Origin of the sequence: Bacteroides cutis, from assembly GCF_900241005.1 — a bacterium.
Lineage (GTDB): Bacteria > Bacteroidota > Bacteroidia > Bacteroidales > Bacteroidaceae > Bacteroides > Bacteroides cutis.
In genome coordinates this window covers 130,097-153,326 of the sequence record NZ_OEST01000005.1, presented here as the reverse complement: position 1 = coordinate 153,326, position 23,230 = coordinate 130,097, and the positions used below count along the sequence as shown (strand labels likewise).

Sequence of the window (23,230 nt, the reverse complement as noted above, 5' to 3'; positions counted from 1 at the left end):
TAATCACCTATAATAGTCATTCTTCACTCTACTAAAGTAAAAGGAGAAAAATCAGTAAAGCCAATGAAAGTTTACCAACTCAAAAGCATCTTACTGCTTGCAGCAAACGTGCATATACAGGATTTTGTTTCAGTAGTTGAGGTACACCGGTCATAAACATCTGCTTACGGGCACGTGTCAACGCCACATTCAGTTTCCGATCTATTTGCACACCATCCTCTTCCGTCATATTGGCAAGAAATCTTAATTGATATGCCCGATTTACACAAAATGAGTAAATAATCACATCCCGTTCACTACCTTGAAAACGTTCTACTGTATCCACTAAAATATCATTCAAAGCAACAATACCCATAGCGGCAATCTCTTTCTTAATCAAAGCAATCTGACTACGGTAAGGAGTAATTATTCCCAATGTCCGCGTTACATCAAAACCACCCTCAGAAAACATATATTGCCGATAGACCTCCTTCGCCAACCGCGCTACAATTTGCGCCTCCGAGTGATTCATCTTGACAGACTGCATCACAGCATCGGGTACAGAAGGCAGAAAAGCGACACGGCAAGTCAACAAATCTGCGAACTCACTATCTGCCAACCCCGAAGCAAGTTCCAGTTTTCCAAATTGGTGCGGTAACCCTACCGGTTGTAAAAGTCCACCATAAAAGGCATGATTAGGAAAAGCGGCTACATCTACATTCATACGCCCTTGCCGGCAAAGCATATCAAAAGATTTGAAATTTGCCAGTTGACGGTTAACAACCGAAACAGGTAAATTTAAAGTAACATTCCGATAAAGTCTCTCAAAAAGTGAATCCTTCAAATTACGCAGTCCAATGGCACGCAAATTCTCGTCACATACCTCCGACTGCTCAGAAGATTGTAACACTACCGCAGGCAACTGCTTATGATCTCCAATCAAGATAAACTTACCAATAGCATTTCCTCCCGAAACACTACGGGCACAAAGCAGTCCCAACAACTGTGGCTCTAATATCTGAGTAGCCTCATCTATGATAGCTACATCAAAGGTTTTCAGTCTGAACAACTCTGTTTTGGCAGAAAGTGTAGCAACCGTTCCCACAAAAATCTGGCAACGCGACATACGTTCTTGTACCTCACGCCGGGTACTACACGGTTCAAGTACATTTTCTATTAAATATGAACGATAAGACACATCGCATGACAACTCATTACCGATGCGGATAAAATCGACTTCCGGAGTAATTGCAGTCAATGTTTTACAGATTTCATCCACCGCACGGTTAGTATACGAAAGTAACAAGATTTGTTTTCCTTCCCGATGAAACGTCTCGACCATATTACGCAAGGCACGGGAAGTCTTGCCCGTTCCCGGAGGACCAATCAACAAGAAATAATCCCGAGCCGCCCTTGCTTTCAAAGCGATACGTTCAAAATCATCCTTTGTTGAAGCTATGTCATCATCCAATGAAACATCAAACTCAGGCGGACGTTGATTTAACAACAAAGCCCGCCTTTCTGACGTGGCCGATAAAAAAGCGGAAAGTCCCCAATACATACTTCGGAAAGAAGTATCCATTATATCATGTTCCACAGCATAACGGCTATCCATTGGTAGAACAGCTATATTCTGTTGTGAGGCCCGAAGACGGATGCACAAATCCGTATCAGAAATCCATTCGATATTTCCTTTGAACACCATCTTATTGGTAACATTATCGGTATCTGTATTTCTTTCGTAAAGAACCACAGCGTCTCCCCGACGAAAGTTCGGGAGTCCCCCCTCACTTGGTTCCTCCCAAGCAACCGGAACCCTTCGCAATGACAAATAAGGCTTATGTACATTTGCCGCACAATTCTCTTGTATTGTCAAATCATACAAAATCTCCCCACTCTCACACTTCTCAGCCAGTGTGGAAAGCCATAACGCAGCCGCGCCGGCAGGTCCTTCATAGTCCATATCCCCCGACTTGGAGGTATAAAGTTCTTTAGTGATAAAGTTGTAAAGCGTATAGAAATAAGACTTTTCCAAAGGTGACAATGTCTCAATGCGTTGTCTCACTACATCAATGGAAGGTAAAAGATACCGTTTCCACAACGTATTATCCAATTGCCGCTCGTTCAGCGTATCAGAATTAAGTTCCTGCAAGCGCTCTGCCGTATATTGCTGACTATTGCGTAATTGGATACTGTACTCATTCGCCACAATCCGGTTCCGCACGTCCATCACTCGGCGTACCATCGCCCACGATGGACGTGCCGGATAAAGTAACGGATAACGTGTATAAAGCAGGTAAGCTTTCACCCACCGGTGATTCATCCCCATGGAATACTCCAACACAGCTTGATAGAGCAACATCTGTACCTTGTTATTTTCCTTCGGTTCCACCTTACCCCGGATGGTATATTCATCTGCCTTACCCGACTTCATTTCAATGAACGAAGACATATCCCGCTGCATATAATCGAGCCGTCCTTGCAAGCCCAGAGCCTCGCAGATGTAAGAAGGTTCCAATACAGCATCCGTTTTATCCAGGTTATAGCCAGAAGTATGGAACGTTTCTTTCACTGTCTGCCGTATATTCTCGAAATGCCGTTTACAATCGGCAAAGAATTCCCGTTCCTTCTCCCGATCACGTAAGTCAGCGCATGCTGCCAGTTCGATGGGATAGGTACGGAAAGCTTTCTTCATACAAACTAGATAATCCGGCTCGTTGTCGGCATAAATCCACTCATCCAAAAAAAGGTTGGCGATATTACCAAGCAGAAGTGACCGTGTATTTTCAGGAAGCTGAAAACGAGCTAACAGATAGTTGGCAGGATGGTGACCGTAGTCTTTGAAACACTCCGCCAGTGAACTGATATCTATCAGATAATCAGGTTCCAATATAATGAATGAAGGAGTCAAAACTCCCGATTCATCCACAGCCACATCCAGCAGATTGAGTTGAGCATGACGCCATAACAAACGACAGGTCTCATTAAACTCCTCATTGACTTGCGGTATATTATAACGTACCTTCAACGGCTCGTCTGCCACCGAATCTACAGGCAATACATATAAATAAGTATCATCAGCTTGCTGAAAACTGACACGCATACGTCGTACACACTCCCTAGCAGGCGGGAGTACAATATAAGTAGCATCGGCACGTGGAAACAGGCGATAAAGTTCATCGGGAATATCCACTTCTGTCAGTCGCTTAACGAAGAAAGCCAACGTCTTGGCATCACGCAACAGATGTTCCCGCTGTGGCTCTACCTGCCGGTTCAGTATGGCATTGGAAGTCAGACGGAACGTGTGCAAACGGTTCTGCTCAACCACAGAAAGTCCTGTCTTGGAAGCTACAAAGTTGATACGTGCAGAGAGGTCAGTCATTTGTAAGCTACTGTCTGTCATCTGCGTACGACAAAGGTGTTCAAGGAGTTCACGCAACCGGCGATAAGCGGCGGCAAGAAGCACATCTTCACTTCTGCAAGCCGCTAACAATATATCGTAGTATTCATTGAATTCCTTCATACTTCGATATCCGCCAGTTCCTTGTTTTTCTTATCCTTAATCATCAATATACTCAACTCATAGAGCATATAGAGTGGAACCGAAACGACTGTCAATGTAAAAGGATCGCCTGTCGGAGTAATGATGGCAGCAACAATTACGATGACAACAAGCGCATGACGGCGATATCTCCGCAAAAGAGACTTATGCACCAGCCCCAACAAGGACAGCAGCCATGTCACCAACGGCAACTCAAATGCAAGTCCCATGCAGAGCACCAGCATCATAAAGTTGTCAATATACGAATTGAGAGAGATCTGATTTTCTATCGCCGCACTTAGCTGATAAGTAGACAAGAAGCGTAATGTCAACGGATAAACCATGAAATAACCTAGTAATACCCCCAGAAAGAACATCACCGTACCGATACACAACGCTTTTTTCACCCCCCTGCGTTCTTTCGGATAGAGCGCCGGACTGATGAACCGCCAAATTTCAAAGAAGATATAAGGCGCAGCCGTCACTACCGACATCCAAAATGCTGTAGACATGTGGATAAAAAACGGTGCCGCCAGATTGATATTAATCAGTTTTACATGAAATTCCTGTGTGAAGAACTCATCTTTCAGATCGAATATCTCACCAACATAACGCAACACATCATAAAAGATAAAGTCGTTATGGCAAGGTGCCAACACCACATTATCAAACAAATAGGGCATTGCAATAAAGTAACCGACCGCCAACAGAAACCACACACCAAGAATACGAAACAACACACGGCGCAATTCATCCAGATGATCCCAAAAGGTTAATTCTTTATCAGACATGATTATAAACAGGAAATTTAGTTTTCACTGTAGAAGACACAGAGATTATTATTATACTCTGTCAGTATCTGTTATCCTGAACTTGCCGAAGGGTCTCTTCTCCTCGTATACATAAAGAGAATAGACTTTTCAACAGGTTCAGACTATACCCTAATGAAATAATCAGAAGAGATTTTGAATGGAGCTAATGACAGATAGACCTGCTTATCAATAAGGGAAAATTTTGCGACCTCTGTATTCTTACGGTGAAAGAAAATTATCATTTTTTCTCCTCAGCCGGTTTATCCACTTCGTCTTTAGCCTTATTAATTTCTTCCTTCGCCTCATTTACGCCTTCTTTGAAGCTCTTCACGCCTTTACCCAATCCTTTCATTAATTCAGGGATTTTTTTACCGCCGAACAGCAACAATATAAGCAATGCGATAATAACCCATTCGGAACCACTGGGCAAGAAACCTAGTAAAAGTAAGTTTGTCATAGTTATACAGGATTAATTTGATGCAAAGATAGTGAAATAATGATTAATGATTGACGATTAATGTGTAATGATTGGCGAATAATGTGTAATGTTCGGTGATTAATCACAAACCAATAAGCCACAATTCTCATCAATCCTGATAATATACTCTCTTCACTCTCGTCGAAACACTCGTCAATACTTCATAAGGAATAGTTTCGAGCACATCGGAGAGAACGGTTATTGGCAAATGATCACCGAAGATTTCCACTGCATCACCTTCCTTACAGTCAATATCAGTCACATCTATCATGCAAACATCCATGCAAATATTCCCCACGTATGCGGCACGTTGCCCGTTCACCAAACAATAAGCACGACCGTTACCCAAGTGCCGATTCAGTCCGTCGGCATAGCCGATAGGAATGGCGGCAATGCGTGAAGGCCGTGTCAAGTGCCCTTTACGGCTGTACCCCACCGTATCTTCTTCGGGCACGTCCCGTATCTGGAGAATAGTAGTTTTCAACGTACTCACATTATTCATAATAGAATTGTCTATCGGACTGATACCATACAATCCCAGTCCCAGGCGCACCATGTCGAACTGCGCCCCAGGAAAACGCTCTATACCCGCAGAATTGCAGATATGACGAAGTATCTTATGCGGGAAAGCCTCCTGCAACTGCATCGAAGCCTTTTCAAACATCTCTATCTGCCTACGCGTAAACGCATCGAACTGCGGCGCGTCACTCCCCACGAAATGCGAGAAGACCGAACGGGCAATCACAGCATTCTGCCCCTTCAGGCGTTCTATTAACCGGGGCATATCTTCCGGCGCAAAACCAAGCCGATGCATACCCGTATCCAGTTTCACGTGAATGGGGAAGTTCGTGACCCCCTCTTTCTCCGCCTCCTTAATCAATGCATCCAATAAATGGAAACTATACACTTCCGGTTCCAGCTTATAGTCGAACAACGTCTTGAATGCCGTCATTTCAGGATTCATAATGATGATGCTTGCGGTGATACCTGCCTTACGCAGTTCCGAGCCTTCATCAGCAACAGCAACCGCCAGATAATCAACATGATGTTCCTGCAAAGTTTTAGCAATTTCATACGAACCCGCGCCATAGGCCGAGGCCTTCACCATACACACCATCTTGGTTTCGGGTTTCAGCTTGCCACGATAATAGTTCAGATTGGCAATCATCGCCCCCAGGTTTACTTCCAATATCGTTTCGTGCACCTTCTTTTCCAGTACCTCTGTGAGGGAATCGAAACCGAACTTACGTGCACCCTTTATCAGAATTATTTCATTTTCCAGCCGCAACTCCCCTTTTGCAATGGCACGCGTCAACGTATCCGTATTGGGATAGAAAGTTTTTTCGATGTTGAACCGTGAAGCACAAGTAGAAATCTCACTCCCCACACCGATAATGCGCTCTATGCCACGACTGTTCACCAATTGCGCCACTTGTCGGTAGAGCGTAGGCGTATTCTGCCCTGTCTCCAGGATATCCGAAAGAATCAGTGTCCGCTTCAAACCCTTGCTCTGCGAACGCCGGTACAGAAAATCGAGCGCAATATCCAGCGAAGCCAGATCGGAATTATAACTGTCATTTATCAACAGACAACCGTTCTTGCCCTCCTTTACCTCCAGACGCATAGCGATAGGTTCCAACTTTGCCATCCGTTCTGTAATTTTCTCGGCAGGAAGCATCAAATACAGACAGGCAGCCAAACAATTCAACGAGTTCTCTATGGAAGCATCGTCAATGAATGGTAGAGTAAACGTGTTGTCCATGTCCAGATAACGGTAAGAAATGACAGTAAAATCGTCCTTCTTATCCACCTTACTTATAAACAAAGGGCGTTCCATATCCTTACGACTCCATGCAATTTCACGCGCCGAAAGCATCGACTTGCCCACGCAATTACTGATAAATTCGTCATCGCCATTGTAAATCACCACATCACAGTTCTTGAACAACGCTAATTTCTCCATACACTTTTCCTGCAAGGAGAAGAAGTTTTCCTGATGCGCACCACCAATATTCGTCAGTATACCGATAGTAGGCTTTATGATATTCTGCAAAGCACGCATTTCCCCCGGCTCCGAAATCCCGGCTTCCAGCAGGGCGAGCTCAGACTCCTCATTCATCTGCCACACGGACAAAGGTACGCCAATCTGCGAATTGTAACTACGTGGCGAACGCACGATGATACGTTCGGGACTGAGCAACTGGTGCAACCACTCCTTCACAATGGTTTTTCCATTACTACCCGTAATACCGATAACAGGTATCTGGAAACGGTCACGATGCTGTTCCGCCAATTTTTGCAAAGCCTTTAAAGGACTTGCAACAATCAACAAATTGGCAGTCGACAGTTGATAATTGATAATGGACTGTGCCACCGCCTCACTCACTACGAAATTCCTCACACCCCGAGCATATAAATCCGGTATATATCGCGCACCGTCGTTCCGCTTGGTAGTCAGTGCAAAGAAAAGTGTTTCCTCGGGGAAACTCAATGAACGGCTGTCGGTAAGCAGCCAGTCAATGGTGGCCGGTGTATCCCCTACACGCCGTGCACCAATGATTTCAGTTATGCTTTCAATCGTATACGACATATTTCTCTCTCATTTTTGAAGTCTAAGTACGGGTATTTTCCGTTAAGTCGGTCTATTTTTAACACAATTTGTCCTAAAAAACGCTTATACTCTTCAGAATCCGGATGAAAGGGCTTATGCGCCAACGCTCTATGTATATTTTCACTTTCTTCTATTATCTGTAACGTCTCTAAAGAGAAACAGGCCGATGAAAAGCGTTCCCAAACATAGCTGGCAGCTACTTCGGAAGGGTGCACCATGTCTTCTGCATAAAATCGATAATCACGCAACTCATCCAGCACCAACTCATAAGCAGGAAAGTAAAACACATTCCCCGAAAACACCTCCTGTAAACGGTCGATGGCAAGCAGTAGCGTGGCTTTGCTGAGTTGGTTGGCATGTAACCCGTCGCGCACATGACGGATAGGGCTAACGGTGAACACGATCTTCAGTTTTGGGTTTCGTGCCAGCAATCCCGACAGCAGCGAAGTATAGTCCGTCACAATCTCCTCTACCCCCAACCGACGACGGTTGAAACACTTCTCCGGCTGCTTGTGACAGTTGGCGACAATACATCCCGTGCTGTTCCGTTCATACACCCATGCCGTACCGAAAGTCAGCAACAAGCAATCCAGACTGAAAATATCATTGTGTGCCCGGACAATACGCCCGTTGATACGTCGCAAAGTTTCTTCCACTTCGGGTGACGAGAAATCGCCATGATGCATCGGGCTGTGCCAACATTCACGAAAGAAAAACAAGTCTTGCCGCCCGTATATCTTTCCTGCCACAATTTCACGCAAAGCAGCAGAAATGGACAACGGATTATAAAGTACACCGTATGGGTTGACGTCGCAACGAAACTTGGCATCGACAAGCCGTTCCCCCATGCCGGTGGCAAAGCAAGAACCGATCGACATCAAACGGTCACTATGCGTAAGTTGCGGCAAGCCAGCGGGGAGGTAAACGGGAGTGTAGAAATTCATAATCTCCTCCTTCCCGTTACATCATCATATTCTTTCTAATCGAGAACTTAACAATAGCCATCGCATTGATAGCCGCCAGCGGCACATCCATCGGCTCGTGGTGCGGGTTGTAGCTCACCAGCTTCAGGCAACCTTCCTTGTCCGAACGGTTCACATATTTTACCGCCAGATACTCATCACCATCGATGACGAATGAAACCAGATACATTTCGCCATAAATGACATGGCTGAAACTGTTTATCTCCTTGAACCCCACGATATCGCCCGATTTCAGTATGGGATACATACTGTCCCCGCTGATGTATAGCGCGCCATCGCATACCGGAATGCTCGGTATCTGTATCCTCCCCACCACATACTGCCGTTTATCCGCCAGCAAGGTTTTCAGGTTGGCGGCGGCGGTGATGTCGTAAAGCGCCACACTACGGTCGTCCACAACCTCTGGTGTTTTAGGATTGTGGAGTATTTCTACTTCACCCTGTGCCCACTCGTCTCCACACTGCTTCTGCTTGTGTGCCGGACTTCCCTTACCTGTGAGCAACCAGTTGTAGTCCACCTCTTTCAGCCGCTCCAGCAACAGTGGAAAGTCTATACTATTACGTGCAATCCAGTTACTCAGGGTAGAACGGGATACTCCCAGATAGGAGGCCAAGGCAGCATCAGTCTTCAAGTCGAGCACTCTCTTGGCACGCCCTACGATTTCCGACACATTGAACAATAAATCTCTTTTTTTTTCCATAGACACAAGTTATGTAATATTTTATTATACTGCAATGTTTATCATTGTATAACTTTGACTCATTTACCTCATTTCCACTCAATTCTGAACGATTTTTAAACATCAGCGGCACAATCCGTTTCTTACTTGAAAACGCATCTATCTTTAATGTGACAAACGTACGCAAATTGTTTCTAAAACACAAATAATTAAAGCTAATAATTATAAAGTGAGGGAACTATAGATACACCATGAGGAAACTATAGACCTGTCGCGAGGGATATATAGATGCCACACGAGGAATATATAGACCTGTCACAAGGGAGCTACAGACGCCTCATTTCATCCTGAAGCGCAAAGACCTCTACCAACAGGCGCAAGATGTAACATTAATGCCCCAAAATGTAACATTAACATCTCAAAATGTAACATCCGGTACACATAGCATAGCATAGAATAGCATAGAATAGAATAGAATACTCCCTCCTCAATAGTTCCCCCGAAACCGGAGGAACTCAAGACACAGGCTGTCCGCAGCCTGTGGATGAAAAGGGAGATTTTTCGATACGGAAAGATATGTCGACCGGGGAAGTACCTGTTGAGCCTGTGCAGGAGCAGGCAAATAACCGGCTATTTACCAAAACACATTTCGTGAACAAAAAACAGTGGTTTTAATTTTCACACACCACATGCAAGCCTTACATTTGCATCGTGATTAAGCTTAAAACACAAAAACAAAACTATTTTATCAACCGATTTAACACAATTCACACATGAAAAGACCCAATTTTAAAACAATGGCAGCATGCCTGCTCCTGGTTTGCGGCATGCCATGTCCCGTGTCCGGGCAGTCCGTCCCGGGCAGTTACGACATCGCCGCACGTTCCCAATCATTCTGTCCGGCTTCCAAGCAGGCCTCGGAGCTGTTCTGCAAAAAGCCGGAGGCTATGGATTACTCCACCGGACGAGCCACGATACGCATACCGGTTTACACCATCCGTACAGCTTCGTTCACTCTCCCCATCTCGCTTTCCTACACTACCGGAGGGATAAAAGCCGAACAGAAAAACGGATCGGTAGCCTTGGGATGGACGCTGGAGGCAGAACCCGTCATCAGCCGTGAGGTGCGCGGATTGCCCGACGAACGATCGTTCCTGTACGACAAGTCAAACCTGACCCGCTTGCCCGATATCTATAAGGTAAGGATAGGACAGGGAACCTGCGACGTGCTTGAAGACATTTTCCACATGAAGCTCATCGACGCATCGGCCGACTTTGTGCTGCAACAAGCCGACAGCCACCAGTTCATCCCCCGGCTGTTTCACCGTCCGGAGCTGAAAGTGTCATTGGGCGAAAGCGAAACCAAGGTCAACGACAGTTTCAACAACCAGCTGAGGGTTATCGATGGAGCCGGAAACAAGTACCTTTTCGGGCAAGATGCCAACGCGAGGGAGGAAACGAGCCTCGTAAACTCCTATTCCGCACAAACGGCCTGGAAAGCTTCCGAGATCACTTCGCCCGATGGCGACAGGATAAGTTTCAGCTATTACACCGACCTGCCGGACGAGGTTTACAAGGGTGCTTACGACTATTACGCCACGGAAGACAATTATCCCGACTACCATGTGCCGTCACCGGGGACACCTCCCCACCCGGGCTACTGGGCGGGAGTGAACGGACAAGAAAACTACTATTACATGAACGGGACAACCATACAGCCCGGCGGGACCCCGAAGCCGGTTTTTGAGAAGTGGGGGGGCGTGGGTAACCGCAGCTACTTCGGGGCGGTGGCCACGGTAAAGGTGCGCCCGATAAAGGGTATTGCTTTCAGTGGCGGCACGGTGAGTTTCTCTTATTCTTCCACCGGAAACTGCCTGGAAAAAATCCTGGTGAAAGATACCCAAGGGAATGTAGTGCGCAGCGTTACCCTGATACAGAAAAAGGCCGGTCATGGCAGGATCCTGCTTGAAGCGCTGAAAATAGCCGACGGTGACGGCAATACGGTCGAAACGTACAAGATGAACTATTTCGGGGGAGATTATGACCCTGCCACCAAAGCCGTTGACTACTGGGGATATTATAACGGGAAAAGCGGCAATACGGATTTTGTACCGAGACAGACGGTGAGTATCACCAACAACCGGCAGACGTACTCGTTCACGATAGGCGGCGCCGACAAAAGCGGCGACCTGTACAGTGCCAGAATCCATACCCTGTCGGACATCACCTATCCTGCGGGCGGAAAAACGGTGTACGCCTATGGACTGAGCCGCATTCCCGCCCCGGACAGCGCTTCGGGATACATAGACGGGGGACAACTCCGGATTACGGAAATAACGGACTATCCCGTCGCGGGACATCCCGTAAAGCGTGTCTTCAAGTATTATTCGGGCGACAACGAGGAAGGAATCGGAAGTACCCGTTTCCCGATGTGCAACCTGACCTATCGGCAGAAGATGAAGAAGTACTATGTAAGCAGCAACCAGATCGCCCCCGATGTCCGCCCGGTAGACTACACGCTGTACACGCACAGCAATTCGGTGACCCAAGACCAGGACGTGTATTTCGACAAGGTTATGGAGTTTGTAAACCCTCAAGGTTCCCAGCCCGCTCCAGGTTCCGTTCCCGAACTTTCCGCGGAGAGACAAGTCGGCGAATCTACCGTCCATCATTTCGATAACCGTGCGGTGTGGCCCGACTCCTATTATACGAATCCGGACAACTTGCATAACATTGACGAGCCTGTCAACAACAGGGTACTCCTCCAAGCCGGGAAACGCACCGACATCATCAACCACGACCGACAAGCCGGCAGCGTGTCTTCCCTGCCCCGCCATTCTTTCCACGACATCAGTGACTTGCGCAGGCTTTCGTTGATAGAAGGAGCGACGGATGCAATGGTGGCTTCCAGTTCGAAACTCCGTGAACTCTATCAAAACAGCTACAGCCACAGGACAGGAAAGGGTTATACGGTAGTGGATGCGGAGGACGGTTCGCAGACTGTCACGGTTTACGGGAACGACACCGTGCTGACGCGCTCCGTTTCCAAAATCCACGAAAACAGGTATAACCTGATCCGTGAAAGCAAAACGGACAATAGCGACGGGACGTATGACCGGGTGGTGTACACTTATCCGTTCGACCGCTCCAAGACCATAGATGCCGCCATGACCGCCTCCAATGAGCTGTCCACTCCGGTCGAGGCCCGTTATTATTCGGACGGTAATCTGCTGAAAACGGTGCGCTACCGTTATGAACAGGGAGCCGTGAACCGCGGCTACAGCCTGTCGGCGGTGGAAGAAAGCGTGAATGCCGCCAATACCCAGTTCAGGGATGTAGAGACGTATTCGCGTCCTTTGAAATGCGGGCGTCCCTGCCAGGTGACTTCCCGCGACGGGACAATCACCACTTACCTCTGGGGATACGGCGGAAAGGATATCATTGCGGTGGCACATAACCTGTCCCTTTCGGTTTTCGAGACGGCCGGTATCCAACCCGAAACCTTGGCTGCAAGCCACGACATCGGGCAACCGGTTTACGACATCATCGAGCAGGTGCGCAAGGACAACCCGCAAGCGCAGATTACCGCATACCGCTACCGCCCTTTAGTGGGAGTGATACAGGAGACAGCTCCCAACGGAATGTCCACCTACTACGAATATGACTCCCTGGGGCGTCTCACTACAATCAAAGATACTAATAAAACGAACCTTTCAACCATAGAATATCATGAAGTCAATCCATAATAAAACAAACAGCAAACTCTACGGGGCATTGCTCGCCCTGCTGGTGACGTTCCTTTTCCCACTTACGGCGGGAGCGCAAAAGACCTTCACGGAGGACATGTCCCTATCACAACCGGACCGCAACCCGCAGACATTCAACATTCCGGCAGAGTATTCCGCAGTAGACATCACCCTACGGTTCCACATCGACAAGCCCTCCATGTTCGGCCCCGTATTTTTCAGTCCGTCCGCAACCACCGGCAGCTCTTCTTCCTTCCCGTTGGGATATACGGTCAGGCTCTTCAAGATAGCGGACGATGGTGCCCGCCGGGAATATACGTTGAAATACCGGCCGATGACCGGTCGCCCTTGCGGCATGAACGCGTATGTCTCTTCCGGCGATTACATGGCGCAGGTGGCCCTGAAGAATAATACGTCAGCGCATGAACTGCGTTTCACCTTTATTATCGACAACCTGTTGCCGCCATATTCTCTTGACGTTCCGGTCCCGGCACCTGTCTACCCCGGCCTTATCCCTTATATACCGGAACCCGATTCCGACCCGTCGTATGCTTCACCGGTGGCAGGCATCACCTCCGGACGGAGTTACATCCGCCGGAAACTGATGCTGGACACCTCGGGAGGATGCCTGGACCGGATACAATACTTCGACGGGCTGGGCCGCCCGGTGCAGACGGTACGGAAAGGCGTGACCCCGGGAGGGAAAGACCTGGTGGATTTCATCGACTACGACAAACGTGGCCGTGCATGGCGGCAATGGAACGCGGTTCCCGTATCGGGAATGAGCGGAGCTTTCATCTCCAACATGCCCGAACAGGCACCGGGCATCTTGGGAGACACCCGCCCGTATTCGGAAACCCTCTACGAAGAATCTCCCTGGGGACGTCCCTTGCTGATGACAGATGCCGGCATTGCCTGGAAGGAACATCCCGTGCAGACGGTGTATACCCTCAACAGGGCTTCCGGGGAATATTCCTGCCGACAGTACAAGGCGGGTAGCGACGGTACCCTCCAAGATGCGGGCATGTACCCATCGGGGACGCTCGAAGCGGTAAAGACCACGGATGAAGACGGCAAGGTGTCGTATACCTTTACCGACAAGCGGCAACGCACGGTGCTGACCCGCCTGAAACAGGGGGATGAAACTTACGACACCTATTATGTATATGATGCGGAAGGCAACCTGGGATTCGTACTCCAGCCGATGTACCAAAGCCATGCCAACCTTGACTTGTATGCTTTCCGGTACGAATACGACGCCATGCAACGCTGTATCAGCAAGAAGCTTCCCGGCGCGGAGCCCGTGGAGTATGAATATGACAGCTGCGACCGCCTTTCTTTCTCGCAGGACGGCAACCAACGTCCGGCGGGCAGATGGACCTACTACCTGTATGACGCTTTCGGAAGGCTGACGGAACAGGGGGAGTGTTCTTCGAAAAACCTTTCCTCAGGCCGCACGGCACATGTGAGGAATTTCTATGACGGCTATGCGGCATTCCGCGAAGCCACGGGCTATGACAGCGCCTTCCACGATGACACTTCGGGTTATGCCCACGGGGCACTGACGGGAAGCGTGACAACCTCCTTCGGAAGTGACACGCCTGTCTTCAAGGCTTACTATTACGACAACAAGGGCCGCACCGTCAAGGTTGTCGAAAGCAATCTGCTGGGCGGTTACGAGACTACCGGTACGGTATATACGCTGACGGACAAGCCGCTCACCGTGACACATACGCATACAGGAAGCGGGAAGCTGACACGGACGGAAACGTATGTCTATACATACGACCATGCCGACCGGCTGAACCGGGTGGAACACACGCTGGACGGTGCGAAGGTGACACTGGTTGCCAACGCGTATGATGAATGGGGACGCCTGTCTTCCAGGACTTTCCACGGCTCTTCCACAAATTCGCTGGCCTATACTTACAACATCCGCGGCTGGTTGACGGAAATCGGCGGAGGGAAGTTTACACAGGACCTGTATTACAATACGGGCAATGGTACGCTCTGCTACAACGGAAATATCAGCAGCATGACCTGGAAAACGGGCAACGAGAGCAACATACGCGGATACAAGTTTGACTACGACGGGGTAAACAGGCTGGCAAGCGCCATGTACGGGGAGACCGCCTCCATCGACAGCAATACCGACCGTTTCACGGAACGCGTGACGGGTTATGACAGCAATGGGAACATCACCGGCTTGCAGCGCTACGGACAGACTTCGGTAGCCGGTTATGGCCTGGTGGACAACCTGTCATTCACCCTGGACGGCAACCGGTTGAACCGTGTGGACGATGCCACGACCGCTTCTGCCTACAACGGCAGCTTTGAGTTCAAGGACGGCGCTTCACAGGCTGGTGAGTACACTTACGACGCAAATGGCAATCTGACGAAAGATTTGAATAAGAATATCATTGATATTCAATATAATGTATTAAATTTGCCAAGTAAGGTCGTGTTCAGTGACGGCAGCGTCATCTCCTATGTTTATGCGGCGGACGGAACAAAGCTGCGCACCGTGCATACAATTGGCGGTGCGGCCACCACAACCGACTATTGCGGGAATGTGGTCTATGAAAACGGTGTTCAGAAGCTGTTGCTGACGGAGACGGGATATGTGACCTTGAACGACAAGAAGTATCATTACTACCTGCAGGACCATCAGGGGAACAACCGGGTGGTGATGAGTCAGGACGGCAGTGTGGAAGAGACGAACCATTACTATCCGTTCGGGGGCGTATTCGCTTCTTCGGGGAATGTACAACCTTACAAGTACAATGGCAAGGAACTGGACACGAAGAAGGGGCTGGACTGGTATGATTACGGGGCAAGGCAGTATGATGCGGCGCTGGGAAGGTTTACGACGGTGGATCCGATGGCAGAGAAGTATTATCCGGAAAGTCCTTATAGCTATTGCGGAAATAATCCGATAATGTTTATTGACCCTGATGGACATATGAAGGTAATCTACAATCCTGACGGGACATATAAAGAGACTACTCATAACAACTGGTTTCATAATACTTTTATTGGCCGTCAAGAATACATTGCTTATAAGGAAGGGAATGTAAGATTGTCAGAGCAGGAATTTTGGAATTGGCAACGAACCGGAAGTTATAGTAGTATTCAAGGTACGGGTAATATGACAAATATTGAGTTTACATTGGATGAACCGGCAAAGGGAGTGGTAGACGGTATAAGCAAATTCATACTTTCCAGTGTTTATTCATTGGTAAATTCGCCTAAGGTTGTATTGACAGGGAGGACTTGGTCAGGAGCATCACAGACTTCGACTGAAACAATGGGAGCGTTTATTGATGTAGTCAGTAATAATATACCATTTTCAAAGATGAGTAAAGTGGGCAATCCGGGTTCATGGTACAAGTTTAAGAAAGCTAATAAACATATACCTGCATTGAAAAGAAAAGGTGTTTATAATGCTGAGGTAAGGAGATATGAAGGGAAAACAAGGAATATAGATATATTCAATAAAGAAAAAAATACAATAGAAACTATTAAGTATACTCATAATCAACAAAACGAGGAGGAATGATGACGCCAGATTTAATTGGAGCATTTATTTGCTGGATATTAAAAGGATGTAGAACTAACTTATTTAAAGATGAATGGAATATTGAAAAAGAAGTTCGAAATAGAATTATTGCATATGTTCTAGCTTTTATTTTATTAATAAGTCTATTCGTTTCTTAACTGTTCACTATTATTGTTTCTTTCGTTACAGCAATGGCTCTTCATCTCTCAGTTTTGAATATCAGAATTTCTAATTCGACAAACTAAATACTCCCTTGCTTATGTCACTGAACATAGGCAAGGGTTTTCATTATTATCCAAAACTATCTATGAGACTTTTCAGTTATCACGCCCTACACGCTGCTACGGAGTGGGTAACGCTTTCAAAAAGATCTGGCAAAGACCGCTTGTATAATGACAGTAACCTGAATTTCTTTACTGAGAAAGTGACGGAGTAATCTTTGATTATAGGATAGGAATTACCCACTTCCTTCAAAGTAAACGTCCTTCTCTCTCACTGTTTCGAAAGCACCAATATTTTTAACTCGAAAAAGCCCAAAGTGAAAGGATTTTATAATGGCTTTTCATCACAATCCATTTTCTTTTGCTATTTTTGCAATTTGTAATGCTCAGATTAGTAATGAAGACTGAAATAACAACATATAACTTGCTAAATTCTATTTCTTATCCTGAAGACCTGCGAAAGCTTAGTGTAGAGCAACTTCCGGAAGTCTGCAATGAATTGCGGCAGGATATTATAAAGGAACTTTCGCGCAACCCTGGACATTTTGCAGCAAGCTTGGGAACAGTAGAGCTGACAGTGGCTTTGCATTATGTTTACAATACTCCTTATGATCGTATCGTATGGGATGTGGGACATCAGGCTTACGGTCATAAGATATTGACCGGACGACGGGAGGCTTTCTCCACCAACCGGAAGTTCAAAGGGATACGTCCCTTCCCTTCCCCTGAAGAAAGCGAATATGATACTTTTACCTGCGGACATGCGTCGAACTCTATTTCAGCAGCGCTCGGTATGGCCGTAGCTGCAGCAAAGAAAGGGGAAGAAGACCGCCATATAGTTGCCATATTGGGTGACGGAAGTATGAGTGGAGGACTGGCGTTCGAGGGGTTGAACAATGTCTCATCTACCCCAAACAATATGCTGATTATCCTTAACGACAACGACATGTCAATAGACCGTAGTGTAGGAGGAATGAAACAATATCTTTTCAACCTCACTACCTCGAACCGTTACAATCAGCTACGTTTCAAGATGTCTAAAGTGTTGTTCAAGATGGGATTACTGAATGAGGAACGCCGGAAAGCCTTGATACGCTTTGCCAACAGCCTGAAGTCTATGGCTGCCCAGCAGCAGAATATATTCGAAGGAATGAATATCCGTTACTTCGGTCCTATCGACGGCCATAATGTAAAAAATCTGGCACGTATCCTACGGGATATCAAAGACTTGAAAGGACCGAAAATCCTACATCTGCATACTACCAAAGGAAAAGGATTTGAACCTGCCGAAAAAGCTCCGGGCATCTGGCATGCTCCCGGTAAATTCAATCCGGAAACGGGTGAACGGATCAAGGCAGACACGACCAACCTGCCCCCACTCTATCAGGAGGTTTTCGGTGAGACATTGGTGGAATTGGCTGAAAAGAACCCGAAGATTATGGGTGTCACTCCTGCCATGCCTACAGGTTGCTCCATGAACATATTAATGAAAGCCATGCCCGATCGTGCTTTCGATGTGGGTATTGCCGAAGGACATGCAGCCACTTTCTCAGGCGGTATGGCAAAGGAAGGATTGCAGCCGTTCTGCAATATCTATTCTTCTTTTATGCAACGGGCATACGATAATGTGATACATGACATTGCATTGCTTCGTTTACCCGTTGTGCTCTGCCTGGACCGTGCCGGACTGGTAGGTGAAGACGGACCGACACATCATGGCGTATTCGACTTGGCATATTTCCGTCCTATTCCTAATATAACTGTATCTTCACCGATGAACGAACATGAACTACGCCGATTAATGTACACGGCACAACTGCCGGACAAAGGACCGTTTGTCATCCGCTATCCACGCGGACGTGGCGTGCTGGTGGATTGGAAATGTCCGTTAGAAGAAATTCCCGTCGGTAAAGGACGAAAGTTAAAAGACGGTAAAGATATCGCTGTCATAACCCTTGGGCCAATAGGAAATATCGCTGCCCACGCCATCAAGCGGGCAGAAGAGGAAAAAGGGCTTTCTATTGCACATTATGACCTGCGTTTTCTCAAACCGATGGACGAAGCATTATTGCATGAAGTGGGACGTTCATTCCAACGTATCATTACAGTGGAGGACGGTGTGCTGAAGGGTGGCATGGGAAGTGCCGTGCTCGAGTTTATGGCAGATAACGGTTATACACCACACATACAACGTATCGGCGTGCCTGACAAGTTTATAGAACACGGCTCGATACCGGAATTGTACAGGTTATGCGGAATGAGTGAAGAGGAGATCTTTAATCAATTGATAATGAATAATTGGCAGTGAAAATAATTATTGCTGGTGCCGGCGCAGTAGGCACACACTTGGCTAAACTGTTGTCCCGCGAGAAACAGGATATTATATTGATGGACGACAATGAGGAGAGGTTGAGTACACTTAACTCAAACTTCGACCTGATGACTGTCACCGCATCACCAACTTCTATCAAAGGGTTGAAAGAAGTAAATGCAGGTGAAGTAGATTTGTTTATCGCAGTTACTCCTGACGAAAGCCGGAATATGACTGCATGCATGTTGGCAACCAACCTTGGTGCACAGAAAACCGTTGCACGTATTGATAATTACGAATATTTATTGCCGAAAAACAAAGAGTTTTTCCAGAAATTGGGCGTAGATTCACTGATTTATCCGGAGATGCTCGCCGCTAAAGAAATCGTATCTTCCATTCGTATGAGCTGGGTTCGCCAATGGTGGGAATTCTGCGGTGGAGCACTGATACTGATAGGTGCCAAAATGCGTGAAAAGGCAGAGATACTGAATATTCCCTTACATCAATTGGGCGGACCGGAGTTGCCTTATCACGTAGTCGCCATCAAGCGCGGTAATGAAACGCTTATTCCACGAGGTGACGATACAATTAAACTACATGACATCGTTTACTTCACAACCACCCGCAAATATGTGCCGTATATCCGGAAAATTGCCGGAAAGGAGGATTATGCCGATGTACGTAATGTGATGATCATGGGAGGAAGCCGTATCGCCGTACGTACCGCACAATATGTTCCCGACTACATGCAGGTAAAGATTGTAGACAATGATTTGAACCGTTGTAACCGACTGACAGAGCTATTGGACGATAAAACCATGATTATCAACGGAGACGGACGGGATATGGATTTGCTTGTGGAAGAAGGTCTGAAGAATACGGAAGCTTTCGTTGCACTGACCGGTAATTCGGAAACAAATATCCTCGCCTGCCTGGCAGCTAAACGCATGGGTGTCAGCAAGACGGTAGCAGAAGTAGAAAACATAGACTATATCGGTATGGCCGAAAGTCTCGACATCGGTACGGTTATCAACAAAAAGATGATAGCCGCCAGCCACATCTATCAAATGATGCTGGATGCTGACGTAAGTAATGTAAAATGCCTGACTTTTGCCAATGCCGATGTTGCGGAATTTACCGTGAAAGCCGGATCCAAAATCACCAAGCACCCGGTAAAAGACCTGGGATTGCCTAAAGGAACTACTATCGGAGGACTTATCCGCAATGGAGAGGGTGTGGTAGTAATGGGTAATACACAAATACAAGCGAACGACCACGTAGTAGTATTCTGCTTGAACATGATGATTAAGAAAATCGAAAAATACTTCAATTAATTGAGAATAAAAATTGATTAACTTTAAAACGATCATACGGATAATCGGTATTCTACTGTTATTGGAAACAGTCATGTTACTTTGTTGTTCCGGCGTATCCTACTATTACGGCGAGAACGACTTGCTTGACTTCTGGAAATCCGGGGGGATCACGGCAGGCATAGGTTTATTGTTGGTAATAGCAGGTAAAGGAGGCGAACGCCAATTAACCCGTCGTGACGGATATGTACTGGTGAGTTTAGCTTGGGTCGCTTTTTCGCTTTTCGGTATGTTGCCATTCTACATCAGCGGATATATTCCAAACGTCACAGATGCTTTTTTTGAAACGATGTCCGGCTTTACAAGTACGGGAGCCACCATACTTGACAATATAGAATCTTTACCGCACGGACTACTCTTCTGGCGCAGTATGACGCAGTGGATAGGCGGACTGGGAATTATCATGTTCACCATCGCCGTACTTCCCATTTTCGGTGTAAGCGGTCTGCAGGTATTTGCAGCAGAAGCAAGTGGTCCCACACACGACAAGGTACATCCACGTATCGGTATCACCGCCAAATGGATATGGAGTATCTATGCCGGAATTACATTTATTTTGGTCACCTTGCTGATGATGGGAGGAATGGACTGGTTTGACAGTATCTGTCACGCTTTTGCAACCACCGGTACAGGTGGTTTTTCCACCAAGCAAGCTAGTGTGGCATACTATAACTCCCCCTATATAGAATATGTAATTTCAGCTTTTATGTTTATTTCCGGTATCAACTTCACACTACTGCTGTTCTTCGTCAACCGGAAATTCAAAAAAGTTTTTAATAATGCAGAATTGAAATGGTACTTTTGGTCAGTGGTATGCTTCACCGGACTGATTGCAGTTGTACTCTATTATACAAGTCCCATGGGTACAGAAGAAGCTTTCCGCAAATCATTGTTTCAGGTCATTTCACTGCAAACTTCCACAGGCTTTGCTACAGATGACTATATGTTGTGGACTCCTGTTTTGTGGGGACTACTGACAATAGTAATGGTGATGGGTGCTTGTGCCGGCAGTACGACGGGAGGATTGAAATGTATCCGTCTGGTCATCCTTGCCAAAGTATCACAAAATGAATTCAAGCACATATTACACCCTAATGCTGTACTTCCGGTAAGGATAAATAAACAGGTCATATCTCCTTCCATCATATCTACGGTACTGGCATTCTGTTTCCTATACTTAGTGATTATCATCATCAGCATACTGTTGATGATGGGGATGGGCATAGGTTTTCTGGAGTCCGTTGGATGTGTCATATCCAGTATCGGCAATATGGGTCCCGGTTTGGGAGAGACGGGTCCGGCATATTCATGGAGTGCATTGCCCCATGTCGCCAAGTGGTTGTTATCATTCCTCATGCTTCTAGGACGTTTGGAATTGTTCACTGTTTTACTGTTATTTACTCCTGAATTCTGGAAGCGAAATTGATTTAGGATAAAAAGTGTAAAAATAATCATTTTTTGTTATACTGAGATTGCAAAATGAAGGATAGTTGTTATATCTTTGCAGCTCTAAAGAGAAATTAATGGTATGAGACAGTGCATAAAATATTGTATGATTGTCATACTCGCAGCCTTGTTGCATAATAGTGCAATGAATGCCGCGACTTTTTTATGTACTCCGGCAAACAGTAAAACAGAATGTTGCATTTTATCTCAGGCACCTACCGCACAACAAGCTATCCGTAATTTTTATCATCATCTGTCCGTTCTATCTCTGTGTATAGAGCATACAGATACCATCATGCAGGTGCCAAATGATAAAAGTACCACTCTATGTGCTACTTTCATCCGTCTGCAACAACAGCCGCAAGCGCCGGAATGTGATCGTTTGTCATACTTATCCTCTTTTCCCGTACCCGACTCGCACTATTACGTCTTCGGGCTGAGAAAAATTATCATTTAAAACAAATCTCCTATCCAGATTTGGCCGGGCAACAATTCAGAGGTATTGTCATACGGTAAAATAGTTCTATTATATATATCTAAAATCTTATTCAGGTTTATGAACTTTACTTTGTTAGTGGCCGTCTTATTGACGGCAATTGCTTTCGTGGGTATTGTCATCGCTATTTCCAATGCGATAGCTCCCCGTTCGTACAATCCGCAGAAGATGGAGCCGTACGAGTGTGGTATCCCCACACGTGGTAAATCGTGGATGCAATTCCGTGTAGGTTATTATCTGTTTGCCATCCTGTTCCTGATGTTCGAAGTGGAAACGGTATTCTTGTTTCCGTGGGCAGTCATCGCGCGTGAACTGGGAGTAGCCGGACTTTTTAGTATCTTATTTTTCCTGATTATATTGGTTCTGGGCCTTGCATATGCCTGGAGGAAAGGAGCATTGGAATGGAAGTAACAAAGAAACCCAAAATAAAATCTATTCCTTATGAGGAATTTACAGACAACGAGACGTTGGAGAAACTGGTTCGGGAACTTAATGCCGGAGGTGCCAATGTGGCTCTCGGTGTACTGGACGATTTCGTCAACTGGGGACGCAGTAATTCGCTGTGGCCGCTTACCTTTGCAACAAGTTGTTGTGGTATTGAATTTATGGCCCTTGGCGCTGCCCGTTATGACATGGCACGTTTCGGGTTTGAGGTAGCCCGTGCCAGTCCGCGCCAGGCTGACATGATTATGGTGTGCGGAACAATAACCAACAAAATGGCTCCCGTACTGAAACGTCTTTACGACCAGATGGCAGATCCTAAATATGTGATAGCCGTAGGTGGATGTGCCGTCAGCGGAGGTCCGTTCAAGAAGTCCTACCATGTAGTGAACGGAGTTGACAAAATATTGCCGGTGGATGTTTATATCCCCGGATGCCCTCCTCGTCCGGAAGCCTTCTATTATGGCATGATGCAATTACAACGTAAAGTGAAGGTTGAGAACTACTTTGGCGGAGTGAACAGGCAAGAAGAGAAATCGAAAGAAGAAGAATAA

The 23,230-nt window shown here is 46.6% G+C and carries 15 protein-coding genes; 9 read left to right on the top strand and 6 right to left on the bottom strand.

Annotated features, from left to right (window positions below; all coding sequences use genetic code 11):
* Positions 1-79 precede the first annotated feature (79 nt).
* From C1A09_RS11980 to C1A09_RS11955, 6 genes are all read right to left on the bottom strand, one after another.
* Entirely contained in the window at positions 80-3,502 is a 3,423-nt protein-coding gene (locus C1A09_RS11980) for a DEAD/DEAH box helicase (protein ID WP_101544501.1), read from the bottom strand.
* Positions 3,499-4,311: a twin-arginine translocase subunit TatC gene (gene tatC, locus C1A09_RS11975; RefSeq protein WP_101544500.1), complete on the bottom strand. Its 813-nt coding sequence runs from the start codon at positions 4,309-4,311 to the stop codon at positions 3,499-3,501. The genes C1A09_RS11980 and tatC overlap by 4 nt, the downstream gene beginning before the upstream one ends.
* 259 nt (positions 4,312-4,570) lie before the next feature.
* Positions 4,571-4,789 (bottom strand): Sec-independent protein translocase subunit TatA/TatB, encoded by a 219-nt coding sequence (locus tag C1A09_RS11970; protein WP_101544498.1) that lies wholly within the window; start codon positions 4,787-4,789, stop codon positions 4,571-4,573.
* Positions 4,790-4,919: 130 nt separating this feature from the next.
* Positions 4,920-7,400: a bifunctional UDP-N-acetylmuramoyl-tripeptide:D-alanyl-D-alanine ligase/alanine racemase gene (locus C1A09_RS11965; RefSeq protein ID WP_101544497.1), complete on the bottom strand. Its 2,481-nt coding sequence runs from the start codon at positions 7,398-7,400 to the stop codon at positions 4,920-4,922.
* Positions 7,376-8,365 carry a GSCFA domain-containing protein gene (locus C1A09_RS11960; protein ID WP_101544495.1) on the bottom strand — a complete coding sequence of 330 codons (990 nt, stop codon included), beginning with the start codon at positions 8,363-8,365 and terminating at the stop codon, positions 7,376-7,378. The genes C1A09_RS11965 and C1A09_RS11960 overlap by 25 nt, the downstream gene beginning before the upstream one ends.
* A gap of 16 nt (positions 8,366-8,381) precedes the next feature.
* The gene (locus C1A09_RS11955) at positions 8,382-9,104 is read right to left on the bottom strand and encodes a LexA family transcriptional regulator (RefSeq protein ID WP_101544494.1); all 723 of its coding nucleotides are present in this window, start codon (positions 9,102-9,104) and stop codon (positions 8,382-8,384) included.
* Between the two features lie 752 nt (positions 9,105-9,856).
* On the opposite strand from C1A09_RS11955, the gene C1A09_RS11950 reads away from it, so the two are divergent.
* The 9 genes from C1A09_RS11950 to C1A09_RS11915 all read left to right on the top strand — a co-directional run bounded on the left by C1A09_RS11950 (position 9,857) and on the right by C1A09_RS11915 (position 23,230).
* Positions 9,857-12,829, top strand: coding sequence for a SpvB/TcaC N-terminal domain-containing protein (locus C1A09_RS11950; RefSeq protein WP_101544492.1), 2,973 nt, complete (start codon positions 9,857-9,859; stop codon positions 12,827-12,829).
* A complete protein-coding gene (locus C1A09_RS11945) occupies positions 12,813-16,388 on the top strand; it encodes an RHS repeat domain-containing protein (protein WP_245875019.1) in 3,576 nt (1,191 codons plus the stop codon). The genes C1A09_RS11950 and C1A09_RS11945 overlap by 17 nt, the downstream gene beginning before the upstream one ends.
* Before the next feature lie 259 nt (positions 16,389-16,647).
* Positions 16,648-16,824, top strand: a complete 177-nt coding sequence (locus C1A09_RS16375; RefSeq protein WP_180949219.1) for a hypothetical protein — start codon at positions 16,648-16,650, stop codon at positions 16,822-16,824.
* Between the two features lie 182 nt (positions 16,825-17,006).
* The gene (gene dxs / locus C1A09_RS11940) at positions 17,007-18,917 is read left to right on the top strand and encodes a 1-deoxy-D-xylulose-5-phosphate synthase (protein WP_101544491.1); all 1,911 of its coding nucleotides are present in this window, start codon (positions 17,007-17,009) and stop codon (positions 18,915-18,917) included.
* Positions 18,914-20,254: a Trk system potassium transporter TrkA gene (trkA, locus tag C1A09_RS11935; protein ID WP_101544798.1), complete on the top strand. Its 1,341-nt coding sequence runs from the start codon at positions 18,914-18,916 to the stop codon at positions 20,252-20,254. The genes dxs and trkA overlap by 4 nt, the downstream gene beginning before the upstream one ends.
* 13 nt (positions 20,255-20,267) lie before the next feature.
* Positions 20,268-21,719 carry a TrkH family potassium uptake protein gene (locus tag C1A09_RS11930; RefSeq protein ID WP_101544489.1) on the top strand — a complete coding sequence of 484 codons (1,452 nt, stop codon included), beginning with the start codon at positions 20,268-20,270 and terminating at the stop codon, positions 21,717-21,719.
* Between the two features lie 102 nt (positions 21,720-21,821).
* The gene (locus tag C1A09_RS11925) at positions 21,822-22,196 is read left to right on the top strand and encodes a hypothetical protein (RefSeq protein ID WP_101544487.1); all 375 of its coding nucleotides are present in this window, start codon (positions 21,822-21,824) and stop codon (positions 22,194-22,196) included.
* 99 nt (positions 22,197-22,295) lie between these two features.
* Positions 22,296-22,646, top strand: a complete 351-nt coding sequence (locus C1A09_RS11920; RefSeq protein ID WP_101544484.1) for an NADH-quinone oxidoreductase subunit A — start codon at positions 22,296-22,298, stop codon at positions 22,644-22,646.
* A complete protein-coding gene (locus C1A09_RS11915) occupies positions 22,637-23,230 on the top strand; it encodes an NADH-quinone oxidoreductase subunit B (RefSeq protein ID WP_101544482.1) in 594 nt (197 codons plus the stop codon). The genes C1A09_RS11920 and C1A09_RS11915 overlap by 10 nt, the downstream gene beginning before the upstream one ends.

Excerpts from the sequence above, each read along its gene's own strand:
- C1A09_RS11980 (WP_101544501.1), bottom strand. The coding sequence starts at position 3,502 with ATGAAGGAATTCAATGAATACTACGATATATTGTTAGCGGCTTGCAGA.
- tatC (WP_101544500.1), bottom strand. The coding sequence starts at position 4,311 with ATGTCTGATAAAGAATTAACCTTTTGGGATCATCTGGATGAATTGCGC.
- C1A09_RS11970 (WP_101544498.1), bottom strand. The coding sequence starts at position 4,789 with ATGACAAACTTACTTTTACTAGGTTTCTTGCCCAGTGGTTCCGAATGG.
- C1A09_RS11965 (WP_101544497.1), bottom strand. The coding sequence starts at position 7,400 with ATGTCGTATACGATTGAAAGCATAACTGAAATCATTGGTGCACGGCGT.
- C1A09_RS11960 (WP_101544495.1), bottom strand. The coding sequence starts at position 8,365 with ATGAATTTCTACACTCCCGTTTACCTCCCCGCTGGCTTGCCGCAACTT.
- C1A09_RS11955 (WP_101544494.1), bottom strand. The coding sequence starts at position 9,104 with ATGGAAAAAAAAAGAGATTTATTGTTCAATGTGTCGGAAATCGTAGGG.
- C1A09_RS11950 (WP_101544492.1), top strand. The coding sequence starts at position 9,857 with ATGAAAAGACCCAATTTTAAAACAATGGCAGCATGCCTGCTCCTGGTT.
- C1A09_RS11945 (WP_245875019.1), top strand. The coding sequence starts at position 12,813 with ATGAAGTCAATCCATAATAAAACAAACAGCAAACTCTACGGGGCATTG.
- C1A09_RS16375 (WP_180949219.1), top strand. The coding sequence starts at position 16,648 with ATGTCACTGAACATAGGCAAGGGTTTTCATTATTATCCAAAACTATCT.
- dxs (WP_101544491.1), top strand. The coding sequence starts at position 17,007 with ATGAAGACTGAAATAACAACATATAACTTGCTAAATTCTATTTCTTAT.
- C1A09_RS11925 (WP_101544487.1), top strand. The coding sequence starts at position 21,822 with ATGAGACAGTGCATAAAATATTGTATGATTGTCATACTCGCAGCCTTG.
- C1A09_RS11920 (WP_101544484.1), top strand. The coding sequence starts at position 22,296 with ATGAACTTTACTTTGTTAGTGGCCGTCTTATTGACGGCAATTGCTTTC.
- C1A09_RS11915 (WP_101544482.1), top strand. The coding sequence starts at position 22,637 with ATGGAAGTAACAAAGAAACCCAAAATAAAATCTATTCCTTATGAGGAA.